Origin of the sequence: Clostridium tertium, from assembly GCF_017873245.1 — a bacterium.
GTDB classification, from domain to species: domain Bacteria; phylum Bacillota; class Clostridia; order Clostridiales; family Clostridiaceae; genus Clostridium; species Clostridium tertium.
The window spans coordinates 1-26,175 of sequence record NZ_JAGGJY010000023.1; the positions used below are offsets into that span (position 1 = coordinate 1).

14 protein-coding genes are annotated in these 26,175 nt (G+C 29.4%); 3 read left to right on the top strand and 11 right to left on the bottom strand.

Annotation, left to right across the window (positions count from 1 at the left end):
* Positions 1-172 precede the first annotated feature (172 nt).
* Complete coding sequence (locus tag J2Z25_RS17425; RefSeq protein ID WP_209741472.1) at positions 173-1,351, bottom strand: DegT/DnrJ/EryC1/StrS family aminotransferase; 1,179 nt, start codon at positions 1,349-1,351, stop codon at positions 173-175.
* Between the two features lie 399 nt (positions 1,352-1,750).
* On the opposite strand from J2Z25_RS17425, the gene J2Z25_RS17430 reads away from it, so the two are divergent.
* Complete coding sequence (locus tag J2Z25_RS17430) at positions 1,751-2,758, top strand: O-antigen ligase family protein (protein WP_209741473.1); 1,008 nt, start codon at positions 1,751-1,753, stop codon at positions 2,756-2,758.
* A 237-nt stretch (positions 2,759-2,995) separates the two neighbouring features.
* On the opposite strand, the gene J2Z25_RS17435 is transcribed toward J2Z25_RS17430, so the two are convergent.
* Entirely contained in the window at positions 2,996-4,186 is a 1,191-nt protein-coding gene (locus tag J2Z25_RS17435; protein WP_209741474.1) for a DegT/DnrJ/EryC1/StrS family aminotransferase, read from the bottom strand.
* A 371-nt stretch (positions 4,187-4,557) separates the two neighbouring features.
* Positions 4,558-7,554 (bottom strand): cell wall-binding repeat-containing protein, encoded by a 2,997-nt coding sequence (locus tag J2Z25_RS17440; RefSeq protein WP_209741475.1) that lies wholly within the window; start codon positions 7,552-7,554, stop codon positions 4,558-4,560.
* A gap of 195 nt (positions 7,555-7,749) precedes the next feature.
* On the opposite strand from J2Z25_RS17440, the gene J2Z25_RS17445 reads away from it, so the two are divergent.
* Positions 7,750-8,796, top strand: coding sequence for an acyltransferase (locus J2Z25_RS17445; protein ID WP_209741476.1), 1,047 nt, complete (start codon positions 7,750-7,752; stop codon positions 8,794-8,796).
* Positions 8,797-8,964: 168 nt separating this feature from the next.
* Here the strand turns inward: J2Z25_RS17445 and J2Z25_RS17450 are convergent, their stop codons facing one another.
* From J2Z25_RS17450 to J2Z25_RS17480, 7 genes are all read right to left on the bottom strand, one after another.
* On the bottom strand, positions 8,965-10,560 hold the full coding sequence (locus J2Z25_RS17450; RefSeq protein WP_209741477.1) for a peptide chain release factor 3: 1,596 nt from the start codon (positions 10,558-10,560) through the stop codon (positions 8,965-8,967).
* A gap of 803 nt (positions 10,561-11,363) precedes the next feature.
* The gene (locus tag J2Z25_RS17455) at positions 11,364-18,047 is read right to left on the bottom strand and encodes an endo-alpha-N-acetylgalactosaminidase family protein (protein WP_209741478.1); all 6,684 of its coding nucleotides are present in this window, start codon (positions 18,045-18,047) and stop codon (positions 11,364-11,366) included.
* A 315-nt stretch (positions 18,048-18,362) separates the two neighbouring features.
* On the bottom strand, positions 18,363-19,907 hold the full coding sequence (locus J2Z25_RS17460) for an MFS transporter (RefSeq protein WP_209741479.1): 1,545 nt from the start codon (positions 19,905-19,907) through the stop codon (positions 18,363-18,365).
* Positions 19,897-20,697: an ABC transporter ATP-binding protein gene (locus J2Z25_RS17465; RefSeq protein WP_008680711.1), complete on the bottom strand. Its 801-nt coding sequence runs from the start codon at positions 20,695-20,697 to the stop codon at positions 19,897-19,899. Before J2Z25_RS17465 ends, J2Z25_RS17460 begins: the two co-directional genes overlap by 11 nt.
* 2 nt (positions 20,698-20,699) lie before the next feature.
* Positions 20,700-21,707, bottom strand: coding sequence for a FecCD family ABC transporter permease (locus tag J2Z25_RS17470; RefSeq protein ID WP_209741480.1), 1,008 nt, complete (start codon positions 21,705-21,707; stop codon positions 20,700-20,702).
* The gene (locus J2Z25_RS17475) at positions 21,707-22,699 is read right to left on the bottom strand and encodes a FecCD family ABC transporter permease (protein ID WP_008680714.1); all 993 of its coding nucleotides are present in this window, start codon (positions 22,697-22,699) and stop codon (positions 21,707-21,709) included. The genes J2Z25_RS17470 and J2Z25_RS17475 overlap by 1 nt, the downstream gene beginning before the upstream one ends.
* Positions 22,686-23,633 carry an iron-hydroxamate ABC transporter substrate-binding protein gene (locus tag J2Z25_RS17480; protein WP_209741481.1) on the bottom strand — a complete coding sequence of 316 codons (948 nt, stop codon included), beginning with the start codon at positions 23,631-23,633 and terminating at the stop codon, positions 22,686-22,688. Before J2Z25_RS17480 ends, J2Z25_RS17475 begins: the two co-directional genes overlap by 14 nt.
* Before the next feature lie 485 nt (positions 23,634-24,118).
* On the opposite strand from J2Z25_RS17480, the gene J2Z25_RS17485 reads away from it, so the two are divergent.
* Positions 24,119-25,126, top strand: a complete 1,008-nt coding sequence (locus J2Z25_RS17485; RefSeq protein WP_209741482.1) for a helix-turn-helix domain-containing protein — start codon at positions 24,119-24,121, stop codon at positions 25,124-25,126.
* A gap of 308 nt (positions 25,127-25,434) precedes the next feature.
* Here the strand turns inward: J2Z25_RS17485 and J2Z25_RS17490 are convergent, their stop codons facing one another.
* Positions 25,435-26,082 carry a histidine phosphatase family protein gene (locus J2Z25_RS17490; RefSeq protein WP_209741483.1) on the bottom strand — a complete coding sequence of 216 codons (648 nt, stop codon included), beginning with the start codon at positions 26,080-26,082 and terminating at the stop codon, positions 25,435-25,437.
* Between the last annotated feature and the right edge of the window lie 93 nt (positions 26,083-26,175).

Sequence of the window (26,175 nt, forward strand, 5' to 3'; positions counted from 1 at the left end):
TACGCAATTATCCAATCACTATTCCTTAATGAATTCTTATAGTACCTCAAAAATTTTTAATTAGTCATTTTATAATTAATTACTATTTAATTATTATGTTCTTCTATATTTTTTAATTAATTATCAATATTTTACTACATTTTCAATTAATTTTTTTATTTCAACTTACATATTATTTAATTTTGCTAATTATATAATCAATTTGTTCTTTTGTTAACTCTGGATATACAGGTATAGCAAAAGTTCTATGTGATAGGTATTCAGATACAGGCATATCTCCTTCTTTGTATTCTAAATTCTTATAAACCTTTTGAAGGTGTAATGGCACTGGATAGTATACTCCTGTTGCAATTCCAGCTTCTTTTAACTTAGTTAAAATTTCTTCTCTGTTTTCAGATTGTAAGATATACATATGATATACATGATCATTGTAATCTCTTGCTACTGGAGTTACTAAATCACTATTCTGTAAAGCTTCATTATAAAGCTGAACTATTTCTCTTCTTTTTGCATTCCAGCTATCTATTTCTTTTAATTTTACACTTAATATCGCTGCTTGAATTGCATCTAATCTTGTATTATATCCTATTAAATAGTTATAGTATTTAAGTGGATTATAAACTGTATCATTTGCGCCTTCAGCAGTTTTAATTTCTTCTTCTATATTATTTAAAAGATTATATGCCTTTTGACCATTTTCCCCACTTCCATGAGTTCTTAATGCTCTTGCGATAATAGCTATTTCATCATTATCTGTTACTATCATTCCACCATCGCCAGCACAACCTAAGTTCTTTGTTGGGAAGAATGAGAAGCAAGCAACATCCCCTAATGTGCCTATCTTTCTTCCTTTATATTTTCCACCTACAGCTTGACAAGCATCTTCTATTACATATAAATTATGCTTTTTAGCAATTTCATTTATTTCATCCATATCGGCAGATTGGCCAAATATATGTACAGGCATTATTGCTTTTGTTTTTGAAGTTATTTTTTCTTCTATTTTTGTTACATCTATATTAAAAGTTTCTTTATCTACATCTACAAATACCGGAGTTGCTCCCACTGCTGAAATAGTCTCTGCTGTTGCAAAAAAAGTAAATGGAGTTGTTATTACTTCATCTCCTTCTCCTATTCCCATTGATTTAAGAGCTAATACTAAAGCATCTGTTCCATTTCCTACTGATATTGCATGTTTAACTCCTATGAAGTCTGCAAATTCTTTTTCAAAATCTGTTACTGTTTTTCCCATTATGTAATTAGCTGAAGATAATACTCCTAATGCAGCCTTATCTAAATCTTCTGCTAATGATTCATATTGAGCTTTTAAATCTATTAAAGGTATATTCATTGTTATACGCTCCTTTATATTTTTATTTAAATATAAAACTAATATTAATATTTTACCACATTTATTTATAGATACAAACTTTTTTAATTGAAATTCTTAGACTATTGTGTAACTAAATGTTAAAATTATAATAAATTATTATATTTTTAATTGTAAAAGGAGTTGAAAATTTTGAAGGTTTATCTGAATAAGTTCTATAACATTTTATCAAATAAATTTTATTTTAAGATGCTATATTTATTTGTAGCCCTATCTTTTTCTACAGTATTAAATGATTTCTATGGAATTAAGTTATTAAATAAACTTTGTTTAGCTTGGGGACTTTTACTCATTATCACTAGTATATTTGATATTATCTTTAGAAAAAATAAGGTTTATTATTTTCAGTTTTTTTTATACTTGTTTCTGATATTAACATTAGCTCTTAATCTTTTTAGGTATCCAACATCTGAAAATCTAAAAATTTGGCTAGTAAACTTAATAATACTAGAAAGTATTTTTTCTATTGATACATATAAAAGTAAAAGTGTTCTTATTAAGGAATTAAATATTTTTTCATATTTATACACATTTATTACTTTTATTTTATCTTTTATTTCATTAATTATTATATTTAGTAATAAATCCATAGAAAGAGTTCTAACCTTTAGTAATGGCATTAGTACAACTATAAGTTTTAGTGGACTATTTTCTAATGAAAATTCTCTTGGAATAGCTGCGGGAATGTCTTTTATTATAAGTTTATATATTTTATTAAGTACTCACTCAAATAAGATAAAGATTTTTTATTGCTTCAATGCAATATTGCAGTTAGTAACATTACTTATATCTGGAGGAAGAAGTGCCTTATTATTAGTGTTATCTTTAATATTCATATTGATTTTTGTAAAATTTAAAAATGTATGGATCAGATTATTAATGTTATTTTCTCCAACGCTTCTAATACCATTTTTATTTAAATTGAGTAATACTACATTACATTATATCTTTACTGGTAGAGAATATATATGGCAAGCTGCATGGCCTATAATAAAATTTTTCCCTCTAGTGGGTATTGGAAATTCAAATAAAATATCTACATTAATAGCTAACCAACAGCATGAACTAAGGGGTGTTGAAGCTGGTGGACTTCATAATATTTATATTGAAATTGCTACTGTAAACGGACTAGTTGCAACTGCTTTAATTCTTTTGTTTATATCTTGCACTTTTTTGTTTTTAATTAGAAAGATAGATAAAATAAATTCAAAAACTGAAAAATATTTTTTCTCTGTCTTATTAACTCTTGTTTTTGGAATTCCTGTAATTAATCTTATGGAAAGTAGTTTAGTTTATATAATAAGTTTTATATCTATAATATTCTGGGTTTATACTGGATATCTTGTTGCTATTTTAGATAAGGAATAACTCTATTATAACCTTTTACTATAATTTGTAGTATACATCTTATTTATATTTTAGATGAGAGTAACCACATTTATTACACATTTTGTCATAGAAGTTTCGTTATATAAAGCTTTATCATTACAAACTTCGTCTTAAAAGCTTCATCATATAAAATACTAAGTTCAAAAAAGCTAAGACTTTAAAATATAAATTTATTTTATATTTTAAAGCTTAGCTTTTTATTTTTATATCATAAAATTACTTATTCATTATGTTTTTAACTTCTTTAATTAATTCAATTGCAATATATTCCACATCACTTAATTCTAATGTACTATAAACAGGTAGGGAAATTTCATTTGCATATTGAGCATATGCATTTGGATAATCTTGTATTTTATAGCCTAGATTTCTATAAAGTGTAAACATTGGTAATGGCTTAAAATGAACGTTTGTTGAAATTCCCTTTTCTGCTAATCTTTGAATAAGTACATTTCTCTTTTCTTCATTAAATCCTTTTATTCTTAATGGATATATGTGATATGAACTTTCTGTACCTTCACCATATTCAGTAACTGGAATTATAGAAAAATCTTCTTTTTCTAATATTTTTGTATAAGTATTAAAAATTTCTTTTCTATACTTTAGCATATCTTTATATCTTGTTAATTGAACTCTACCAATGGCTGCATTTATATCTGTCATATTGCATTTAAAACCATCTGTAATTATATCATACTCCCAAGCTCCAGCCTTCATCTTGGATAATGCATCTTTTGATTGTCCATGTAATGAAGTAAATTTAAAGTCTTGAAATAAGTTTTTCCTTCCTTTGAAGTTATTATCATTATATGTTATTGCTCCCCCTTCAGCAGTTGTAAAGTTTTTAACTGCATGAAAAGAGAATGTATGGAAATCACATTGTGCTCCAACTCTTTGACCTTTATATTTTGCTCCAAAGGCATGAGCTGAATCTACAATTATTATTATATCTTCTCTATTTTTTTCTTTTAAAACTTCTTTTATTCTATCATAATCACAAGGTACTCCTGCAAAATCAACAGGCATTATAACCTTTGTTTTTTCTGTTATTAAATCCCCTATTTTATCATAGTCAATAAAGAAAGAATCCTTTGCTACATCACAAAATATAGGTTTTATACCTCTATGAACTGCTACACTTGCTGTTGCTGTATATGTGTAAGGAGTTGTTATTATCTCATCTCCTTCCTTTATATCAAAAACCTTTAATATAAGCTCCATTGCTGCTGTTGCACTATTTAATGCCACAGCTTTATTTGCTTCACAATACTGTGCTAATTCTTCTTCAAATTTAGCAAGAGTTGGTCCCGATGTTATCCATCCTGATCTTAAAACTTCTACTACTGCATTAATTTCTGCTTCAGTTATATCTGGAGGAGAAAACGGTATTTTTTTTACATTATCCATTTTTTTCAATCCTTTCATTCTATATCCCATGTATTGGATACCTTTATCAACTATTTTTAAGTATATCAGCTTTATTTACAATTATATATTTATCTACATTAAAGTTCAAGTTTGTTAAGACTGCTTATTATTATTTGACTATATTAACATATTATTAAATAAATATAAGAACTTATATCGGTATTTCTATAATTTACTTTGAATCTGTATTTTACTTATTTACCTTAAATTACATTTTCATGCTTTACTCTAAATTATATTATTCTAAATATAAAAAAAGCCTTACTATTTTAATATTAAAATAGTAAGGCTTTATACGTTACTCTTAAATCTTTTAATTAATAACTCTTAAAAATATAAATTATCATATTTTATTGAGCTGTAGCTAGTAATTGTCTAAGGCTATTTATTGCAGTCTTAGAAACTACCCCTCCAACTTGTACAATGCTGTTAGCAGTCTTTTTATCCAATACTATTTTTTGAGTACTAGTTAGTTGAGCTTCTGTTATTACTACTGGTGATTCATTAACTCCTGCAACCGGACCCGAAGTCAATGCATCTGCTAATTCTAATCCTTCTGTAACATAAACCTTATTTAGTACATTTCCATAGAATCTTTCTATAACTTTAGCATTTGTCTCATATCTATTTGCTCCGCCTAATCTATTACCAGTAATATCTTGTTTAGTCATTGAATTTATTTGATTTAAAACATTATTACTTAACACTCCAGTTCCACCAATTAAGTATGCATTATTTAACTCTTCTGACTTTAACCAGCTATTTACACTACTTGGAATACTATTTGATTCTACTAATATTATAGGCATCCTATCTCTACCTGATACTGGCGCTATTGATAGTGAATCTGCTTCTCCATATCCATTTGATATAACCACATTTTCTACATCATAAAGATTTTGATCAATGTATTTAGCAACTTGAAGAGCTGTTTCATATCTATTTATTCCACCTAATCTTGTAATTTTAGTAATACCTAAATTACGTAATTGATTTTCAACAGCTGGAGTTACTACCCCTGTTCCACCAACTATTATCACATTTTTTGCTCCAAGTCTTTTTATTTCATTTTGAGTTGCTGATGGAATTGAATTACTTTCAACTAACAACAAAGGTCCCTTATAATATGAAGCAATTGGAGTAGCTGCTAATCCATCTGGTATAGCATAACCATTTGAAATAACTATTGTCTCTGCTGAACTAAATGAACTTTTACTTAATTCCACAGCTGTTGCATATCTGTTTATTCCAGACTTAACTTCAACAGGTGGTAAATATTCATTTGTCATGCTCACATTACTTGCTAAGATATATCCTTTATCATTCCAATTATAACTTCCATGATATTTATTATCAGGTCCACCCAATCCTATTGGAGTATTTCTTTCTGGATATATTTCATAATAAGTTTTACCACTTATAGTTACTTGTTGTAAGTTTGATACTACAAATGGTGTATTTATATAACCACCATATTGATTAGTATCATTAGTTACATTATATAATAATGTTCCATCTTTCTTTATTACTGAAGTATTTGAAGTTGCAACACCAATTTGCTTAGAATTCGTATCTTTTAAGTTGCTATTTCCACCTGAAAGATACTTGTCTATTTCATAAGCAAAGCTTGTTGCTTTTTCTCCCCAGAAGGGATCTGAAGCATACTTAACATTTGTTCCTCTATTTTTATTTCCTAAGAAACCTCCAAAATATCTCCAATCTGCTGGATCTGCATATCCTCTTGAGATATAATTTTTTGTAAAGTCTATTACTGAATCTTTTGGAGTAGCAAAACTATCTGCTGATTCTCCTGGAGCTGAATCATATGCTTTTAATCCAAAAAGATTATTTTTAGTTTGAGCAATTGTTGACATTCCGTAAGCTGATTCATTAATAGAAACACCTAATGCTAATAGTGCATTTACTCCATAAGTACTTTCAGTATCTTTAAAGACTTGTCCTAAATCTTTAAGTTTTGATCCTGCTCTCTTTATGCCATCAATTTCTCCATTAATAAATGCATTTATATATCTATTTAAATCGTTTGCTGAATATACGGTTTGACTTCTAAATGGTAAATTTAAATAGTAAATATAATATGGACTTCCACTATTAATAGAATTAGATCTTACTCCTGATCTATAATCCTTTATTAAAATATCTAGTTTATTTGCTATGTCAGTTTGGCTATTATGATTGTATTGATAGAAGTACTTTCCATCGTAGCTTAGATATCTAACACCTTCTTTTAAGAAAAATGGTGCTTTTCCTAAAATCTTATTATAGCCTGTAACTCCAGTTAAATCATAACTTATGAAATGAACTAGTTCACCATTTTGAACTGTATAATAGCTTGGATTTTTTACTTGGCTTAAAGGCACTACAAGCATATCATATGTACCTGAAGCTTTGTTGTTATTTATCCAACCTTCATATCCATTTATCATTATTTTTGCTGATGTACCACTTACATCTAAAATTGGTGCATCATCCATATACCCTGGATTTACATAAGTAAATGCATTTTGCAAACTAGGTTCTGTATACATATCTACTGTTCCAGAAATCACACTATTGTTACTATATTTTATTACTCTTGCCATTTGATTTGTTGAGTAAACAACTTGTCCAGAATAATTTATTACTGCTGGATCTTGATTTTCTTTTGTAGAAGAATCCAGACTTTTAGCTGCATTAACAGCTTCATCTAAATCATCATAAGCTTCAACAAACTCATAGCTTCCATCAGAATTAGCAATGGTTAACTCGTAATTCTTATCAGTCATTGGCTCTAAAACTTCTAAGTTCTCTAAAGCCTCTTGCTTTAATTTAAACTCTTCTCTCTCTAAATTTTCTGAAGAAATTACAGAGTAACTTCTTAATGCAGGATTTATTACTTTTACTTTCTTATATTTAGTACCTTTTAAAGTATTAGCAGATTCCTTTTTATTAGCTTCTTCTTTAATAGAATCTTCCTTATTTGACGTCTCAGAATTTTCTTTAATTTCTTCTACTTTTTTATTACTTTCAGTTTTACTCTGCTCAACTGAAGTTTTTTCATCTGAAGAATTATTTAAAATACTATTTTGAGCTTCATTATCTTTAGCTGAATCTTTTTCATCAGTTAAAAGCTCTTCTCCATTGCTATTATCCTTCTTTGCATCTTCTTTCTCATTATCTTGAGAAGATTTTGTATTATTAGTTATTGAATCAGTTTTCTTATTGCTACTTTTTTCTTCAATAACTGAGCCTGGATTATTTGTTATTGCTTTTGCACTTATATTTGGGACTATAAATGCTACTATCACTAGTTGCGCCACTATCTTTTTTATTTTTTTAAATGACACCTTCTCACCTCCCCCTCACTTATATAGCTTATCAACTTATGTTATTTATTTCAACCTTTTGCTCTATAAATATACATTTTTATACTTTTTTAATAATATCTTAATATTTGAATGTCAAAACAAAAAGTTTACACTGTATTTTTTTATATTGACATTGATTACTTATTAAAATAATATTGTTTTGAGGTGGTACAATTGTTTACAAATAATAGAATAATTTCTGCAGATATTCTTAGAATTTTATCTGCTTTTCTAGTAGTTATACTACATGTTTCTGGCTTAATATGGACTATAATAGATATCAACTCTGTCAATTGGGCTATAATAAACATTTATAATTCTATTGCTAGATGTTGTGTTCAAATATTTATTATGTTAAGTGGTATGTTTATATTAAGCCCTAAAAAGAATATTACAACTAGAAATATCTATACTAAATACTTACCAAGAATGGTAGTTGCTCTTTTATTTTGGAGTAGCATATATTTAATAAGCTTTCCTTTGAACTTAGAAAATATCAAGTACATTATAATTTCAATTTTGAAAGGACAAACTAATTATCATTTATGGTTTCTTTACATGATAATAGGCTTATATATAATAACCCCAGTTTTGAGGATAATAACATCACATGGAAATAAAAAACAAATAGAGTATTTTTTAATAATTGGAGCTATTATTTCAGTTGTAGTACCAACACTATCTAATTATTTTCCTTTTAACTTTATTTCAGAAAATATAAATAAGATGTATATATTTATGCCACGAGCTTATATATTATATTTCTTGCTGGGCTTTTATTTAACTAATTATGATTTAAAAAAGACAACTAAGAAACTTATTTACTTTTTAGGTCTTTCAGGTCTCTTATTTACTATTGTAGTTACACAATATTCATCATTAAAATATTCAAAACCAATTGATTCATGGCAAGGAATATTTACTATAAATATGTTTTTTTATAGCATAGGAATATTCTTATTCTTAAAGGATATATTTGATAAGATTAAGTTTACTGATAGAAAAATCAAATTTATATCAATATTATCTTCATGCTCATTTGGCGTATTTTTAATGCATGATTTATTTATTAAGTTCTTTACTAGAATAGGTATATTAACAACTTCGATTAAATATCCAGTAATTACAGTCCCCATTGTTTCAATAATAATTTTTATAGTATGCATAATAATTTCATATTTTATAAAGAAAATTCCCGTACTAAAAAAGTATATAATCTGATACTTTTTAACATGTATCATATAAAATAATAAAGTATATATTCAAATAAAATATTTAATTAATTACTTAAATTTTTATATTACTTATATGATTAAATTAATTTTCATATTAATTTATAGGAATCAAAAAAGATGACTAATCCATTTAGCCATCTTTTTTATTTATACCTTATTCATCACTCTTAGCAACGCCAGATAATATTAATCCTTTATTATGATCTAATGCCCAACTAATACCCCAGTCATTTTGGAATATAAGGATATTTCTATCTTTAAAGTCTTTAACTTTCTTTGTATCTGAAGTTAAGTTTAGTTTTTCCATATCTACATCTTTGTTTTCTATCCATCTAACATATCTAAATGGAAGTCTATCCATCTTTATATCAACGTTGTATTCATTTTTTAATCTATATTCTAGAACTTCAAATTGAAGTACACCAACAACTCCAACTATTATTTCTTCCATTCCTATAAATAGTTCTCTAAATACTTGAATTGCTCCTTCTTGAGCTATTTGAGTAACACCTTTTACGAATTGTTTTCTCTTCATTGTATCTACTGGTCTTACTCTTGCAAAATGTTCTGGCGCAAATGTTGGAATACCTTCAAATTTAAATTTATTTGATGGTGAACATAAAGTATCTCCTATTGCGAATATACCTGGGTCAAATACCCCAATTATATCTCCTGCATATGCTTCTTCAACTATTTCTCTATCTTGAGCCATAAATTGTTGTGGTTGAGAAAGTTTAATCTTCTTACCACCTTGCATATGATATACATCTTCACCTTTTTCAAATTTACCTGAACAAATTCTCATAAATGCAATTCTATCTCTATGAGCCTTATTCATATTTGCTTGTATCTTAAATACAAAAGCAGAGAAGTTATCATCAAATGGATCTATTTCTCCTATGCTTGAGTTTCTTGGAAGTGGTGCTGTTGTCATTTCTAAGAAATGCTCTAAGAATGGCTCAACACCAAAGTTTGTTAAAGCTGATCCAAAGAATACTGGTGTTAATTCTCCAGATTTAACTTTTTCTAAATCAAGTTCATCTCCAGCTATATCTAAAAGCTCTATATCTTCCATTAACTTATCATGTAGGGCTGCTCCTAATATTTCTCTAAATTTAGGATCATCTACTGAACCTTCAACAGCATCTACTGCACTTTGACCGTGATTTCCTGCTGAGAATGCTATGATTCTATTGTTATCTCTTTCATAAACGCCTTTAAAATCCTTACCAGAACCTATTGGCCAGTTCATTGGGTATGTCTTTATTCCAAGTTCATTTTCTATTTCTTCTAATAATTCAAATGGATCTTTAGATTCTCTATCCATCTTATTAATAAATGTAAATATAGGCATTTCTCTAAGAGATGCAACATGGAATAGTTTTCTTGTTTGATCTTCTATACCTTTTGCTCCATCCACTACCATAACAGCGCTATCTGCCGCCATAAGAGTTCTATATGTATCTTCTGAGAAATCTTGGTGCCCTGGTGTATCTAATATGTTTATACAGTGGTCTTTATAGTTAAATTGCATTACTGAGGAAGTAACTGAAATCCCTCTTTGCTTTTCTATTTCCATCCAGTCTGATACTGCATGAGTAGAAGCTTTTCTTGCTTTAACTGAACCTGCAAGCCTTATTGCTCCTCCATATAACAAGAACTTTTCTGTTAAAGTTGTTTTACCTGCATCTGGGTGAGATATAATAGCAAAGGTTCTTCTTTTTTCTATTTCATTTATATAATCTGCCAAAGTAGCTTCCTCCTTAAAATTAAATTAAGTTTTATCTCTATTTCTCTAGTTATTCATTATACCCTAAAGTTTAATAATTTAAAATGAAAATTTGTTATTAATTGCAAAGCAATTTACAAATGAAAGAATGGAAAAATTAAAGAATGAAAGAATCGAGGTGGTTTTGCTATGCAAAACTTAAACTATAGGTGCTAATCACTTTCTATTCAAAAACCCCTTAGGGATTTTTTCATTAACTTTTTACTTTTTCCCCTTTCACTCTTCATTAATAATAGCTATCTTATTGTGTTTTAAAAACGTGTTGGTGGAATTTAGTTATTAGCTTTCTACTACATATAATAATTAATTCCTTATATTTATAAGATAAATATTTATAAAACTAAATTTATATTTATCTTCTTTTAGAAATTATACCAACATTATTTTAAAACAGACTCTAATAGTATTATTTCACATAATATACTCTTATTTCATCTTTCTTTTTATTAAATTCATTTCATCAACACGTTTTTAAACAGTTTTCGATAATCTTATTACATATAATATAATATAATATTATTTCGTGTTTCATTTTAAAATTATGTCACCAACATTATTTTAAAACAGATGCTGATAAACCTATTCCATATAATTTAATATTATTTCACATTTCTTTTAGTAATTATAGTACCAACACGTTTTTAAAACAGATCTATATGCTTTACTACATTATATACAGCACTCATTTAAATTCTTAAAGTTAAATAAAAAATCCATACACATAGACATTAGTCTAGTGCATGGATTTTATTTATTTTATACTTCTAAACTTGTTTCTTTTTTCTAATAAACATAGCCCCACCAATAGCAACTATTCCTATTGCTAAAACTAATACTATTGTGCTAGATACTCTTGAACCTGTTTCAGGTAACTCTGGAACATCAGAAGGATTACCAAGCTCCTTATTCATTAACTTTGTAATATTAATAAGAGAATTTAAAGCATTATCTACTTCTTCTTGTGTTGCATCTTTATCATTAATAACTTTATCTGCTATTTTTAATGCATCCTGATATTTTTTCCAGTTTTCTTTTGAATGGTTTGTTTCTTTATAATATTCTAGGATTTCTTTGTAGAATTTTTCTAACTTAGATTTATCTACCTTAGAAGCTCCTGGTTCTTCTGTTTCCACTTCTACTAGATTACCTTTAGCTGTCTTTAATGCTGATAGAGCATTATCTATTTCTATTTGTGTTGATGCTTTATCATATGCATCTTTTGCTGCTTTCAATGCATTTATAAATGCATCTTTCTCTGCTCCATCTTTATATTTATCTAAGTCAATCTTTTCATATTCTGCAATTACAATTCCTAATTCACTTCTATCAACGTTTTCTTCTCCTGGCAATTCTATTAAATTACCTTTAGCTGTCTTTAATTCTGATAGAGCATTATCTACTTCTATTTGTGTTGATGCTTTATCATATGCATCTTTTGCTGCTTTCAATGCATTTATAAATGCATCTTTCTCTGCTCCATCTTTATATTTATCTAAGTCAATCTTTTCGTATTCTGCAATCACATTGCCTAATTCACTTCTATCTACATCTTCTACATCTAGTAATTTTAATGCTGATTGCGCTTCTGTAAGAGCTTTTACTGCATTATCAATTTCATCTTGTGAAGCTGCATTATCTAGTAAAGCTTTTGCATATTCTAATGCTGCTACAAATTCATCTTTCTCTGCTCCATCTTGATATTTACTTAAATCAAGCTTTTCTGAATTTTTAATAGTCTTTTCTAATTCAGTATAGTCTAGTTTCTTCTTTTCAACAGTTACTGTAGCTTCTGCCATTAGGCCTGCTGCATTTGTTATTTTAACCTTAGCAGTTCCTGAATTTACTGCTGTTAAAAGACCATTTTGATTTACTTTTACTATCTTTTCGTCAGAAGAGCTCCATACAATACCTTTTAAAACAGTATTTTCTGCATGCTTTGGAATTAATGTAACTTTTCCACCTATATTCATTGTTACATCTTCTAAGCTTACCGTGTCTGCAACCTTGTGTAAAATAATTGGTGCAACTTCTGATATTGCTGCAAAATTACCTTGACCTTTTTCTACATAAATCTTAATTGCTTTTGCATTACGTGTTTCTTTAAATTTAGCTGTTACCCATGCTCCGCCTTGCATCTCTGAAACTAAAGCAGTAATAGAATCTGAAGTTTCTAGAACATTTCCTTCTGAATCTAATACTTCATATTTGAATTGTTGTACAATACCATTATTTGCACTTGGTCTTTGTTGGAATTTAAATCCGCCAATTTTCATTTCTTTACCTAAATCTACAGTTAGAATTGCTGGATTCTCTTTACTTACTCCACCACTCCAATTTGAGTGCCAATAAGTAGAAGAGTTTCCATCTGCAGCTGCAGAAGCTACTCCACTTCCTGCTGGCTCTCCTGATACTTGTTCAGTATTTGCACTAGAACTTATTCCACTGAATTCTTCTCTTGGAATATCTATTACAACATCGTCTATGATATTCATTTCAAATACAACTTCTTTTCCATCTGGAAGTGTTGCTGTAATAGTTGAATGTCCTGCTGATAATGCTTTTACAACATTTGCATCTTTATCTACAACTGCTACCTTTTCATCACTTGAATTCCATTCGATTTTATCTAGACCACTTCCATATATTGTAGCAGTCTCACCCTTATAAAGATTTGTACTTGATAATGTAACTGCAATAGCATCTTTATCTTCTTTAATCACAAGGTTATCTAGAACAAAATCTGTTTGTCCCATAGCACCACTGCCTGCTTTACTTGCATTTTGATAAAGACCAATCCAAGTTTGTCCACTTCCATTACCAATTACCTGCATTTTTACATGCTTTGTCTCTCCACGAGCTGCTTCAAGATATTGTTCTCCTGAAGCAGCTGTATAATTTGTTCCATCTCCAATAACCATAGCATATGCTTTATCCGGTCCTGATTGATAATCAAATTCAACATTGTATACTTTACCTGCTTCAAATCGGAAATTTTGTGGAATTGTTTGATAAATTATTCCTGTATTTGCACTATGATGTTTTAGTGACCAGTTTCCTGAAATTACATCACTAATTACTCTTCCATTCCATCCAGCTTGTGTATATGGTTCATTTAATTGTGATAAATGTGTTCCTGGATCTGATATTCCTTGTGCAGAACTTAATACAAATGGATATAATCCTTGTACTACTGTTTCAAAATCCTGATTAAATGTTCCATCTTTTTGGAAGTTATTTAGTGTTTTTTCTACTATACGAATATCATCCATATAAGTAGAGCCTTCTCCAGCTGCTCTAGCTAAAGTTAATTCAGCTGTCTCATTTTTGGCTGTGAATGAAATTTGCATACGTTGCATTTTACTTCCATTCTTTTGGTCAGATTTTACATAGTTATTTAAAATAGAACGTTCAGTGTAATTAGAAACTGTTTCTTTTCCTGTATTTACTTCTATAGTTGCCTTTTCATCACTGTTATTTTCTACATATACTTCTGCTACATAGTTTGTATTCTTTTTTAATCCTGTAATAGTTGTAGTTACAGATACATCTTCAGAAGGATTGTTAAACGCTAGTCTTTGATCTCCTGTATTTGCCTTTTCTATTACAACTGATTCATCTTCAATATCTCCTGACCACTCATTAGAAGATAATTTTTCTCCTTCAGCATATCCATTGAATCCTGGATCTACTACATAATCTGCTTCACCAAAATCATTTTTTAGTTCTTTAATTTCTGAACCTTTTGCTAATACATATGCTGTTGCTGCTTTAGCTTCTAAAGTTATAGCACCATTAGTTACAGGAACACTTATTTCATTTATACGTCCTTGGTCAGATAATTCATACATTACAACATTTCCAAGGCCTTCCCATCCTTTTGGAAGTTCCCATGTTGTTTCTCCTCCATCTAAATTCCAATGATATAATTTTTCTGTTCCATCTTCTTCTGTCCATGGCAATAAATATGTCACATCATCTAATACTACTTTTCCATTTAAAGTAATTGTACGCTCAATGTTATCATCACTTCTTTGTTCTTCATTTCTTGTTACAACAACTTCATCTCCTGCATCATTTCTCAATTTAATTTCTTTTTCATGATTTCCTACAGGTGATTGTCCTTTTTCGTAATTTTCCCAATCGGTTACAATATAATGTTGTAAGAACTTAGTAGGTAGGTTTTGATTAAATGTTTGTAAGATGTAGTTATTATAATCTTTATCTCCACCCCATCCTTCAAATCCATACAATCTGTAACCTCCAAGTAATGGATTATCTGCTGTTCCTCCAAATGCAGGATAATTTAACACTTGAGAATCTCTATGGTCATTTCTGATGAAACGGATAATATCACTATTAAATCCCTTTGAAGTTGCACCACCATAAACTGCATCTGTTGACCAGTGTTGCCATGTTGAGTCATACTCACCTTGTGCACTAAATTCTGTTGTGAATCTCCAGCCAAGAGAATTAATTTCTTTTGCAATATTTCTTGTTTCCCATGCATCTTGATACCATACATCAAGATAAATAAAGTCCATATTATTTTCACGACTTTCAGCATCTGCTTTAATTTCTTCTTTAGTCGCAGTTACTTCGCCTTCAGAATTTCCTACTGCTAATGGCCATTCTCTATTATAGAAGCTTGTTTCATTTATACGGTCATAGAATTGTACAAGACGTTTCCATCTTGCTTCACTTGATAAATCCCAAAGCTTATCAATTACATGAGATTGATCTAACCAGCCCCATCCATTTGTTAATGGCTTTTGTAACATATTTTCATTAAATGAAGGTGCTTCTGGATATATTTCTTGGGCATTAACGTGAACACCAATTTCTGTGTTATAATCGTGTGCAATTTTAATTAAATCTTGGAAATCTTCTACTCCACCTTCACGCTCTGCAATATCTGCATATTCTGAATTGGCAGAATCATGGCCTTCATTTCCATATCCTTTTAACATAACTGATTGTGGAAGTCCATCTGTTGCAAGATATACTTTCTTAATATTATCAGCTGTTGTTAAGTAAGGGTTAGATGCCATACTTGCAAAGTTCATAACAATACGATAGTTAACCATATCCTTAATTACTTCTGATCCATAAGGAATATTCATAATATCACGGAATGCAAGGGCTCCATCATTCCAATCAATATCTCCATCTCCATTTTTATCTGCTGCAATAGCAACTTTTGTACATGGTAAATCACTTACTGGATATTCTTCATATTTTGCTGCCGCCTTTTGTCCGTTTTTATCTCCTAATTCATAGTACCATGGTGCACTTGTAAGACTCATTGTATCTGCACCATTGTTCCTTACAACACGCTTATCTCCTTCAGCTTCTGAATTACTGAAAAGACCTGCGCTTAACTTGCTATTTGTAAGGAATCCATATAAATAAGAATCTGTTTTTGATGGAACAAATCCATTTTCAAAATCAATAAATACATCACCACTTGATGTTGTAGTCGTAGATGTTTGTGCTCCTGCAAAATTAGCACCTTCTTCTACAGCATCTACTGTTAAAAGATTTAATTGTGGAACATCAATAGTTGCAATCTTTGCAGATCCTTCAGCCTTATTAAGCTCTGTTACTTCCCATGTTAAATTATTTCCTTCTACACTTACTTTTATTTTCATATCTAAATTTATGTTGTTTTCAGTGTTTTCAACATGCATTGAATATACTCTAAAATCTTTTCCTTCTTCTGCAACTGTAACAGTTGGTTCAATTTTTATACCATTGATTGCTACAGTATTAAGTTTAGTTTCGTTACCACGGAAATATTGGTCTTTAACCTCTCCCCCATCTTTAAGAATTTGATATCTAGCCACAACTGGGAATGTTTTTCCAATATATACTTTCATTGTTTCTGATGCAATACTATCATATTGTGTTAAATCCAATCCAGCCTTTTCTTCTAATATAATATCTATTACATTGTTTTTATCTTCAATATTTATAACTTTAGAATATGCCTCATAACCTGGCTTTGTAACAGCCATATTATGTTCTCCAATTTCTAAGCCATCGAACTGATACCTTCCATTTACATCACTATTAGATGAGTTTGCTCCTATGCGTATAACTGCTTCAGGGATTGGATTCCCATCTTTATTTAAAACAATTCCTGATACAGGAACAAGCTTTGAATACTCTTCTTCCACTTTTTGCCCTTGACGTTCTGCTGCAAATCCCCACTTATCTTCCATAGTGTTTGTATCATTATATTTCATATCTGCAAAAGAAATTGATGTTGCTCCATTTGTTTTTACACCAAATCTTCCTTTTCCGGAAGTCTTTTCAGCAAATGAAATTAAAGCTTGATTAGTAACTCTAACTGTAGTTCCATTAACAGTTACTGATAATGTCTCACGATTTAAGGATACAGACATTTGTAATTCTTGACCCTCTACAGGCTCTGGGAGACCTGAAATCTTTGGGTAAGATTCACTACCATTTAACTTATATTGATAATACCACTTACTACTTGAATCATGTCCTATATACAGCCAATTGTTATCGTCTACATAACTGTAAAACACTCCCCAGTTATTACTTGGTTTTAATTTTAGAGAAAGTTCCCCTGCCTCTTCCATTTTTCTACTATTATTAAGTAATAAAACTGGTGCTGCTGCAGCTGGATTACCATAAGCATGTCCACCGCCATTGTTAGATCCACCTGTCAACTTAAACCACTTTTCACCTTGTTCAGATGGTTCTTCTGGATCTTCTTTATCTGTAACTACTACTGATGGTTCCCATACTTGACCTGCAAGGTTATCTTTATATAATGTCCAAGCATTGTAATTTGTATACTTATCGCTTCCAACTGTTACATCTGAAAAATAGATATCAGTGTAAGCAGTTCCATATGCAGCTGCACCAAATCCAATCTTTCCTGCTTCATTTTTTAAACTAATAAAATCAGCTGTATTAATTAGTACTTCTCCACTCTCACCACTTATCTCATTCTCTACTTTTAATTTAAGTCCATTTTCCACATATACTGCACTAATGTTTACGATATCATTTTGATTTAATCCTGGGAGCCCTGTAATTCCTGGATATCCTCCTTTATTACCATTCTTATATTCTATAAACCATCCAGTTGCTCCGTCATATGCAACATATCCCCAATGATTATCATCTACATATTTTGTTACAAAACGAAATCTTGTATCTTTTTTTTCACTTCCAACTTTCATCTGAAAGCTAATTGACTCATCTCTAATGTCCTTTTTATCTGATAATACAAATAATTCTGGGTTTGCACTCCCAAAATGCCCATTACCATTACCACTTCCAGCCTTTATATGTGCCATTGTTTTTGGTGCTGCTAAAACATGTAAAGATGGAAATATACATGTACAAAATACAGCAATGGCTATTACTCCAGCTCCAAGTCTTTTCTTACTTCCTTTTAGGATATTAACCATAAATACACCCTTCCCTTCTATTAAATTTGTAATTATTACTCTTCACCCTTCTTTTTATATTTTTACCACCTCATTACATTTTTCTTTTATTTTTTGTAATATGTAAAAACATACCATATTTGTATGTTTTTATATAAAGTATAAATCCATTATATATTAGTTTTTAATGAATATATATTAGTATCTTGCTAATTTATCTATCTATTTTGAGAACTTTGGTTCATTATTTAACATTAAAAATAGCTCTGATTGAACATAAAGCAAGTAAGTTCATGTCCAATTAGAGCTATTTTTTTAATTATCTATTACTTTATTTTAATTTATTTCTCTTACATTCCACTTAACAAACATCACAAGTACAATATTTGCTATTGCTGTTATAAGTAATATTAAGCCTATCGGCATTCCAGTATCTATTATTTGTCCATATAGCAATTGTCCTGGTGCTACACTTATTGTTGCTACTGCTGTTGAAAAAGCTGAAACTCTTCCTAGCATTTCTAGTGGTACTTCTTTTTGTATAAATGTTAGTGTTAATACATTTGATAATGAAAGTGACATCATTATTGCAAGTCCACCAATTGCAAATAGGAACGCTATTGTGTAGTTATTTGCTTTTATTCCACCTAATGTTGACATTAATATAACACCTGCAACCATTGGCAAATATGTATAGTGAACCTTTTTTATTTTAAACATATTTGGTTTTACACTTATCCAGAATCCACCTAATATCATTCCCAAGACACATATACCTTCTACTATTCCATATATTTCTGAAGGTAGCCCTAAGAAAATGTTTATGAAGTATGGTGCTAGAATTGTTAATACTGGAACTAAAAATATATTACATAATGCATATGAAGCTATGATTCCAAGAACAACTTTTTTCTCTTTTGATAAATACTTGAAAGTTTTACCCATATCTATAAATGAATTTTTTATAAACTCAATTGATAGTATCTTTTCTTCCATCTTTGCAGTTCCCTTTATATTTTCAGATGCCATTGTTGCTTTTTTATTTTCTTTTATGACTTCAGATGCTATTGCTACTTCTTTCTTTCCTCTTATATCTTCTTTTACTTTTTCAGATATAACTGTAACTTTTGCACTTTCTTTAATATCTAAGGTTGATACTGCTACTTCTGTAGTTACTATATTTTTCTCTAAAGTAACTACATCATTTAATCTTACTTTTGATTCTACTTCTGTAGGTACTGCATTTTTTTCTAAAGTAACTACATTATTTGATTCTACTTTTGATTGTAGTTTTGATTCTACATCTTCGTTTACCACTAAATCTGGAATATCTAAGAATAATTCCATTATTGCAGATGCAAAAAAGCTTATAGCATTTATTATAACTATTGCTTTTATTCCAACTATTCCATAAAGAACACCTGCAAGTATTGGTCCTGCAAAGTTTACTATTGACCCTACTTGATTTATTACACCATTAGCACTTGTTAACTTATCTTCTTCAACTATTTGAGGAATTGATGATGTAACTGCTGGTCCATATAAAGTAAAACATATAGATAGCATAAACATCACTATAGCAACAATTACTTCATGGTCTCTACCATTAAGTAGTATTATTGCATATCCTCCAATTAAGAATGAGCAGAAAAAGTCTAAGTAAACCATTATCTTTTTCTTATTTACATGATCTGATAACATTCCAGCAATAGGTGCAAATAAAATATATGGTATCGTTGATATTGCTAATATATTTGCAAAGGTAGCTGTACTACCTGTAAATTCTAGTAGATATAGAGACATACTAAATCTTTGAATTGCATTACCAAATAAAGATATAATTTGCCCTATAACTATTATTATAAAGTTTTTATTTTTCATAGTCACCCCTTAGAAGTTCATATTCCATACATATTGGGTATTCACCATTTTCACTAACTTGAAGATGTGCTTCTACCCCATATATTTCTTTCAATGATTCTTTTGTTATTACATCTATTGGTCTTCCTTCACAAATAACTTTTCCTTTTTTAAGACCAATTATATTATTTGCAAATCTACAAGCATTGTTAAGCTCATGAAGAACTATTACTACTGTAATTTGCTTTTCTTTATTTAATTTTTCTAATACTTCTAATACCTCAAGTTGATATGACATATCTAAATATGTAGTTGGCTCATCTAACATGATAATTTCTGTTTCTTGAGCCAAAGTCATGGCTATCCATGCTCTTTGTCTTTGTCCTCCAGATAAGTTTTCAACTTCTCTATCTGCAAATTCTGAAAGTCCTGTTTCTTCTATTGCCCAGTCGATAACTTCTTTATCATGTGAGTTTAATCCACCTATCATTTTTTGATGTGGAAATCTTCCATATGCTACAAGTTCTCTTACTGTAAGACCACTTGGACATACTGGTCCTTGAGGAAGAAATGCCACTTCTCTTGCTATGTCTTTTTCTTTTACCTTCTTTATATTTTTATTGTTTATAAAGATATCCCCGTTCTTTAGCTTGTTTATTCTTGCTATAGTTTTTAGAAGTGTGGATTTTCCACATCCATTTGCTCCAATTATAATACTGATTTTTCCTTTTGGGATACAAAGATTCATATTTTCAATTATTACATTGCTTTCATATGCAACACTTAAGTTCTTTACACTAATAGCTTCCATAATTATTTCTCCTTCATCATTAAATAAATAAAATATGGTACTCCAAATATTGATACTGTAATCCCAACTGGAATTTCAATTGGAGAAAATAGATTTCTTGAAACCGCATCTGCAAGAAGAATTATAATAGTACTTATAATTGCTGATATTGCAATAAAATTCTTATGATATGGTCCAACTAGCTTCCTTGCAATATGAGGTGAAACAAGACCTAAGAAACCAATGTTTCCTGAAAATGCTGTTGCAGTTCCTGCTAATATAACTACATAAGTTAAAAATTTCTTTCTTTCCTTTTCTATGTTTAATCCAAGTGATATTGATAGCTCATCAGAAAGATTTAAAACATCTAACTTTTTATAATTTAATAAAACTATTATAAATAACACTGTTATTATTGGAATTATCACTTTTGCATAACTCCAGCTTGAACCCCATAAACTTCCTGATGTCCAAACTAATACTCTATTATAATCTCCAGCACCACCTCTAAATGTAACGAAAGTTATAAATGCATTAAGTGCTACATTCATTCCTATACCAATTAAAAGAAGTCTATTCGGCTTTATTCCATTTTTGCTAGATAGCATATATAGTAAAATTGCTGATATTGCAGCTCCAACTATAGCCATAAATGGAAGTACAAATATAGAAAGTGATCCAAGTTCACTATAGTAATTTGCTGTTTTAAATGAAATAAATATTACTGCGGCAACTGCAGCTCCTGCATTTATTCCTATTATTCCAGTATCAGCTAAATCATTTTTAGTTATTGTTTGAAGTATACATCCTGCTGTTGATAATCCTATGGCAACAAATATTCCAACAAGCATTCTTGGAAGTCTTAAAGTTAAAACTGCTGTATTTTGAAGTTTTGTTCCATTACCAAGTATCGTATTTATTACTTCTAATGGAGTTACCTTATATGTACCCCAGCACAATGTAATTAAAAAGGAGACAAGTAATAATGCTATTAAAATTACTAAAACTATTTTAAATCTTTTTTTCTTCATTATCCTCTCTCCTTTCTAACTAATGATATGAAAAATGGTATTCCTATAAGTGCTGTAAATACTCCAATTGGAGTTTCATAAGGATCTAAAAGCATTCTTGCTGCTATATCTGCATATGTTAAAAGTACTGCACCAACTAAAAATGAGCATGGTATGTTTTTTCTATAATCCTCTCCTAGTATTTTTCTAACTATTTGAGGAACTATAAGCCCAACAAAGGCTATGTTTTTTCCTACTGCAACTGCTGCTGCACACATTGGTATCATAACCATAAGTGTTGCAAATCTTATTTTTTCTGGATTTTCACCAAGTCCAATTGCAACATCATCTCCAAGATTTAAAATATTTATCTTTGATGATAATAAAATTGCTATAATAAGTCCTATAACTCCAACAAAAAATACTAATTTAAAATCTGCCCATCCTGCATTTCTAAATCCTCCAGATACCCAAAATCCTATCATTTGTGATTGATTAGATAAAAGTCCAACTATTGTTGTTAATGAAATGAAGAATGTGCTTAAGGCTGTTCCTGCTAAAAGTATCTTTGCAATTGAATTATTATTTGCTTTTTTTGATATAAAAGCTAAAACTATAAGACCTGTTATAAGTGCTCCAATAAAAGATGCTATCATAACATTTCTTGTACTTATTGTTATTCCTAGTGCATAGAAAATTGCTATTACTAAAGTTGCTCCTTGGCTTACTCCTAATATTGATGGTTCTGCTATAGGATTTCTAGTAACCCCTTGTATCATTGCACCTGTTACCCCTAATATTCCCCCTGTAAATAATACTGATAATGCTCTTGGGATTCTTACATCTCTAACTAACATAAGTTCTAATGTTTCACTATAATTAAAGATACTATCCCAAATGTCTGAAAAGGAAATATGGACGGATCCTAACCTTACGGCTAGAACCAGTCCTATTACTAAGAGTAACATACTAATTATTGTAAAAATTACTGTATGTCTCTTATTTTGTTTCATTTAACATTTCACCTATTTCATCTACTAATAATTCTCTACCTATTGAGCTATATCCTTGGTTAAAGTATGGTGATGAATCTAAAACAACTACTTTACCTGCTTTAACTGCTGGTAGGTTGTTCCAAATAGCATTGCTTTGTAATTGAGCTAAATCTTCTTTTGTTGCTATTAAGAATATATAATCTGATTTTATTGCTGCTAAACCTTCGTATGTAACAACTGGTAAGCTTATATCACTTTGTGCTGGCATTCCTTCTGGTTTCTTAAGTCCCATATCTTCATATAATACGCTACCAAATCCTGCACCATCAAATATGAAGAACTGTCCACCACTAGCTAAGAATGAAAGATATGATGTATCTTCGCCATATTCTGCTTTAATCTTATCGCCTGCTTCCTTAGCCTTTGCTTCATAATCTGCAAGCCACTTATTTGCTTCTGCTTCTTTATCAAATACCTTTGCAAATGCCTTAACATCATCTTTCCAGTTTAATGCTTCTAATTGAATCATAACTGTTGGAGCAATTTCACTTAATTGATCATACATTTTTTCTTGAACTGTTGATATAACTATTAAATCTGGATTTAAGTTCATTATAGCTTCAACATCCATTGTATCTTGCATGCTATATCCTAAGATTTCAGCACCCTTTAATGTTTCTTCTAAATATGAAGGGAACTTAGTGTAATCATAAGCATCACTATTTGCAGTTCCTATTACCTTATATCCTAATATTGATAAAATATCACTGTTTCCGCTTAAATCTACTATTCTTTGAGGTTCTGCCGGAATTTCAACTTCTCCTCTAACATCTGTTACTGTTACTTTTTTATCTTCTGACTTATTTTCAGCTGTAGCACCATTTCCGCATCCTACAAGCATAAATGCAGTAACACAAGAAACTACTAATGTTTTTAATAAATTCTTCTTCATAACTTACCTCCATATATTTTAAGATTTATTAAATCATTATCTTATGATAATTTAAGAAACCTTATTATTATTTTGTTTTGTAAATCTTATTATTGCTTTTTACTACTTTTTTATTACCTTTTTGATTAGTCTTATTGATTGCTTTGATTAATTAATCTTATTTATTACATTGCCAATTGTATATGAGATTCATTCTCAATACAAGGTTTGCAACTAATTTAATAATTTTATCATCTAATAGAATAATTTTTATATAAAAATAAGCAGATTTTCTGCTATAATAATTATGAACTCTTTTAAGCTTTACGGAATACAACACCCTTAACTTTTTGCTATAAATTTTCGCTTTTAACTATAAATTACTTTTAAATTTTCACTAAATAAATTCTTTGAAAATTTATTTATATTATTACCTAAAGAAAAAGTTTTATGAAAAATTTATTTACTTTTAAATATACAAATATAACTAGGGGGATGAAAAACAAATGATATCAAAATCTACTCATGAATTTCAAAATATGGTATTAAATACTATGACCTTTTCTTCATACCCTATGAGTAACTACACTATATACAAAAATGAGGACAGGCCTGAACTTGGATATTTTATTAAATATAGTCGTGAAGGATATTATGACTTTGGAATTGGTGATTATACTATTGCTCAAGATTTTTCTCTTTCTTTTGATCATCAAGATGAGATAATTAGGCTTGGAACTGTTTATACAGGAGTGACAAAATTCAAAATAGAGAATAATCCCGTTTCATCATTTACTCCATCTTCATTTTTTGTTGTAGAAAAAAATTTGAAAGGAACTCAAGCTTGGAAGAAAGGCCAACACTTTCATGGAGCAGAAATAACAATTTATAAAAAATACTTTGATGAAGTTCTTAAACCTAATTTTTCTAATATTATTGATTTTAATAACTTTATTTTCAATTATACATATAGATATCTTCCGCTTGAAATTGCAACCATTATTCAGCAGTTAAGAAGCTTAGCCCAAGCTGATGAACTAACTCCAATATATTTAGAGAGCAAAATTTTAGAATCTATTGCATTAATATCAAAGGAAGTTCACTCTTCTCCAGAAAATGCTTTTACAAATCAATTAAATTATGGGGAAATCATTATAGGAAAAAATAGAAAAGTTACTCTAACTGCTTCAGATGCTAATGCAATACAAAGAGCTTACGAAATTTTGACAATGGAAGCTTTCAATCCTCCTACTATAAAAAGCTTAAGTAAGATGGTATTTTTAAATGAACAAAAATTAAAAGCAGGATTTTCAGCAAAATACCATATGTCAATTAGCCAATACACTAACTCAATTAGAATGACAATTGCCGAAAATTTATTATCTACAACAGATTTAAGTATTGAAGAGATTTCCAAAATGATAGGATATAATTATTGCGGAAACTTTGTAAAAATGTTTAAAAAAGTTCATGGGAAAACACCACTGGCCTTTAGAAAAATAAGAGAGCAATAAATTATAATTTGTTGCTCTCTTAGCTTCTTAAATAAGATTATTCATTTTCTTCCTCATTGTATGAGATGTGTGAAAATACATCAAGATATTCTTAACCTTACTATTATCATTTTATTTTTTATCCCAAGTATTAAGTTAAGTATATCTCTACATTTAAGTTTTTAAATCATATATAATTTTATCTTATTCTTTTTTAAAGATTATAGTTTCCTAAATTTTTATTGCATACTATTCTGTTTTAAAAACATGTTGATGATTATATTTTCATAATATATCTTCCTGTTTTAAAAGATTGTTTGTGAAATTATTTAATTAGATTTAAATTCATTAAATTCCTTTTTTGCATATTCATGATGTTTCATGCAAGCAACTAATGGCATTTCGTAACCATCTTCTGTAAAGTTTATCTCCGTAAGGCTTGTCTGCTTTATAAATGGTGGATCCCATAAAGTGTCTATATCTCTTTTTTCTAGCTCACATAAATATGACTTTAAAGTGATAGTATGAGTTACGATTAAAATATTTTTTCCTTTTTCTTTTTCTAATATTTCATTAATTGACTTGAAAGCTCTTTCTTTAACTTCATAAAAACTTTCTCCATCTCCTGTTGGAATATATTTTGATGGAACATTCCAAAAGTTATAGTAGTTATCTTCACTTAGGCTTTTCATTTCTTCTTGATTTAGGCCTTCCCATCCACCTATTCTAATTTCTTTTAAACCATCATTAGCTTTAAGAGGTATGTTTCTATCTCCTTTAACTATTTTTGCAGTATTAAAGGCCCTTCCTATTGGGCTAGCATATATAACATCTATATGTGTATCCTTCATTCTATCTCTCAGCCATTCAGCTTGTTTAATTCCAAGCTCTGTTAAAGGAGAATCTCCCCAACCTTGCATTATTCCTTTTTCATTCCATTCTGTTTCTCCATGTCTTGTTAAATATAGTTTAGTCATATACCCTCCATAAATTTTTATAACTTTATTTATATAGAAAATTTTGATTCTATCTTATTCTTATTCTCAAAAATCTGAAAATTATCAACAATT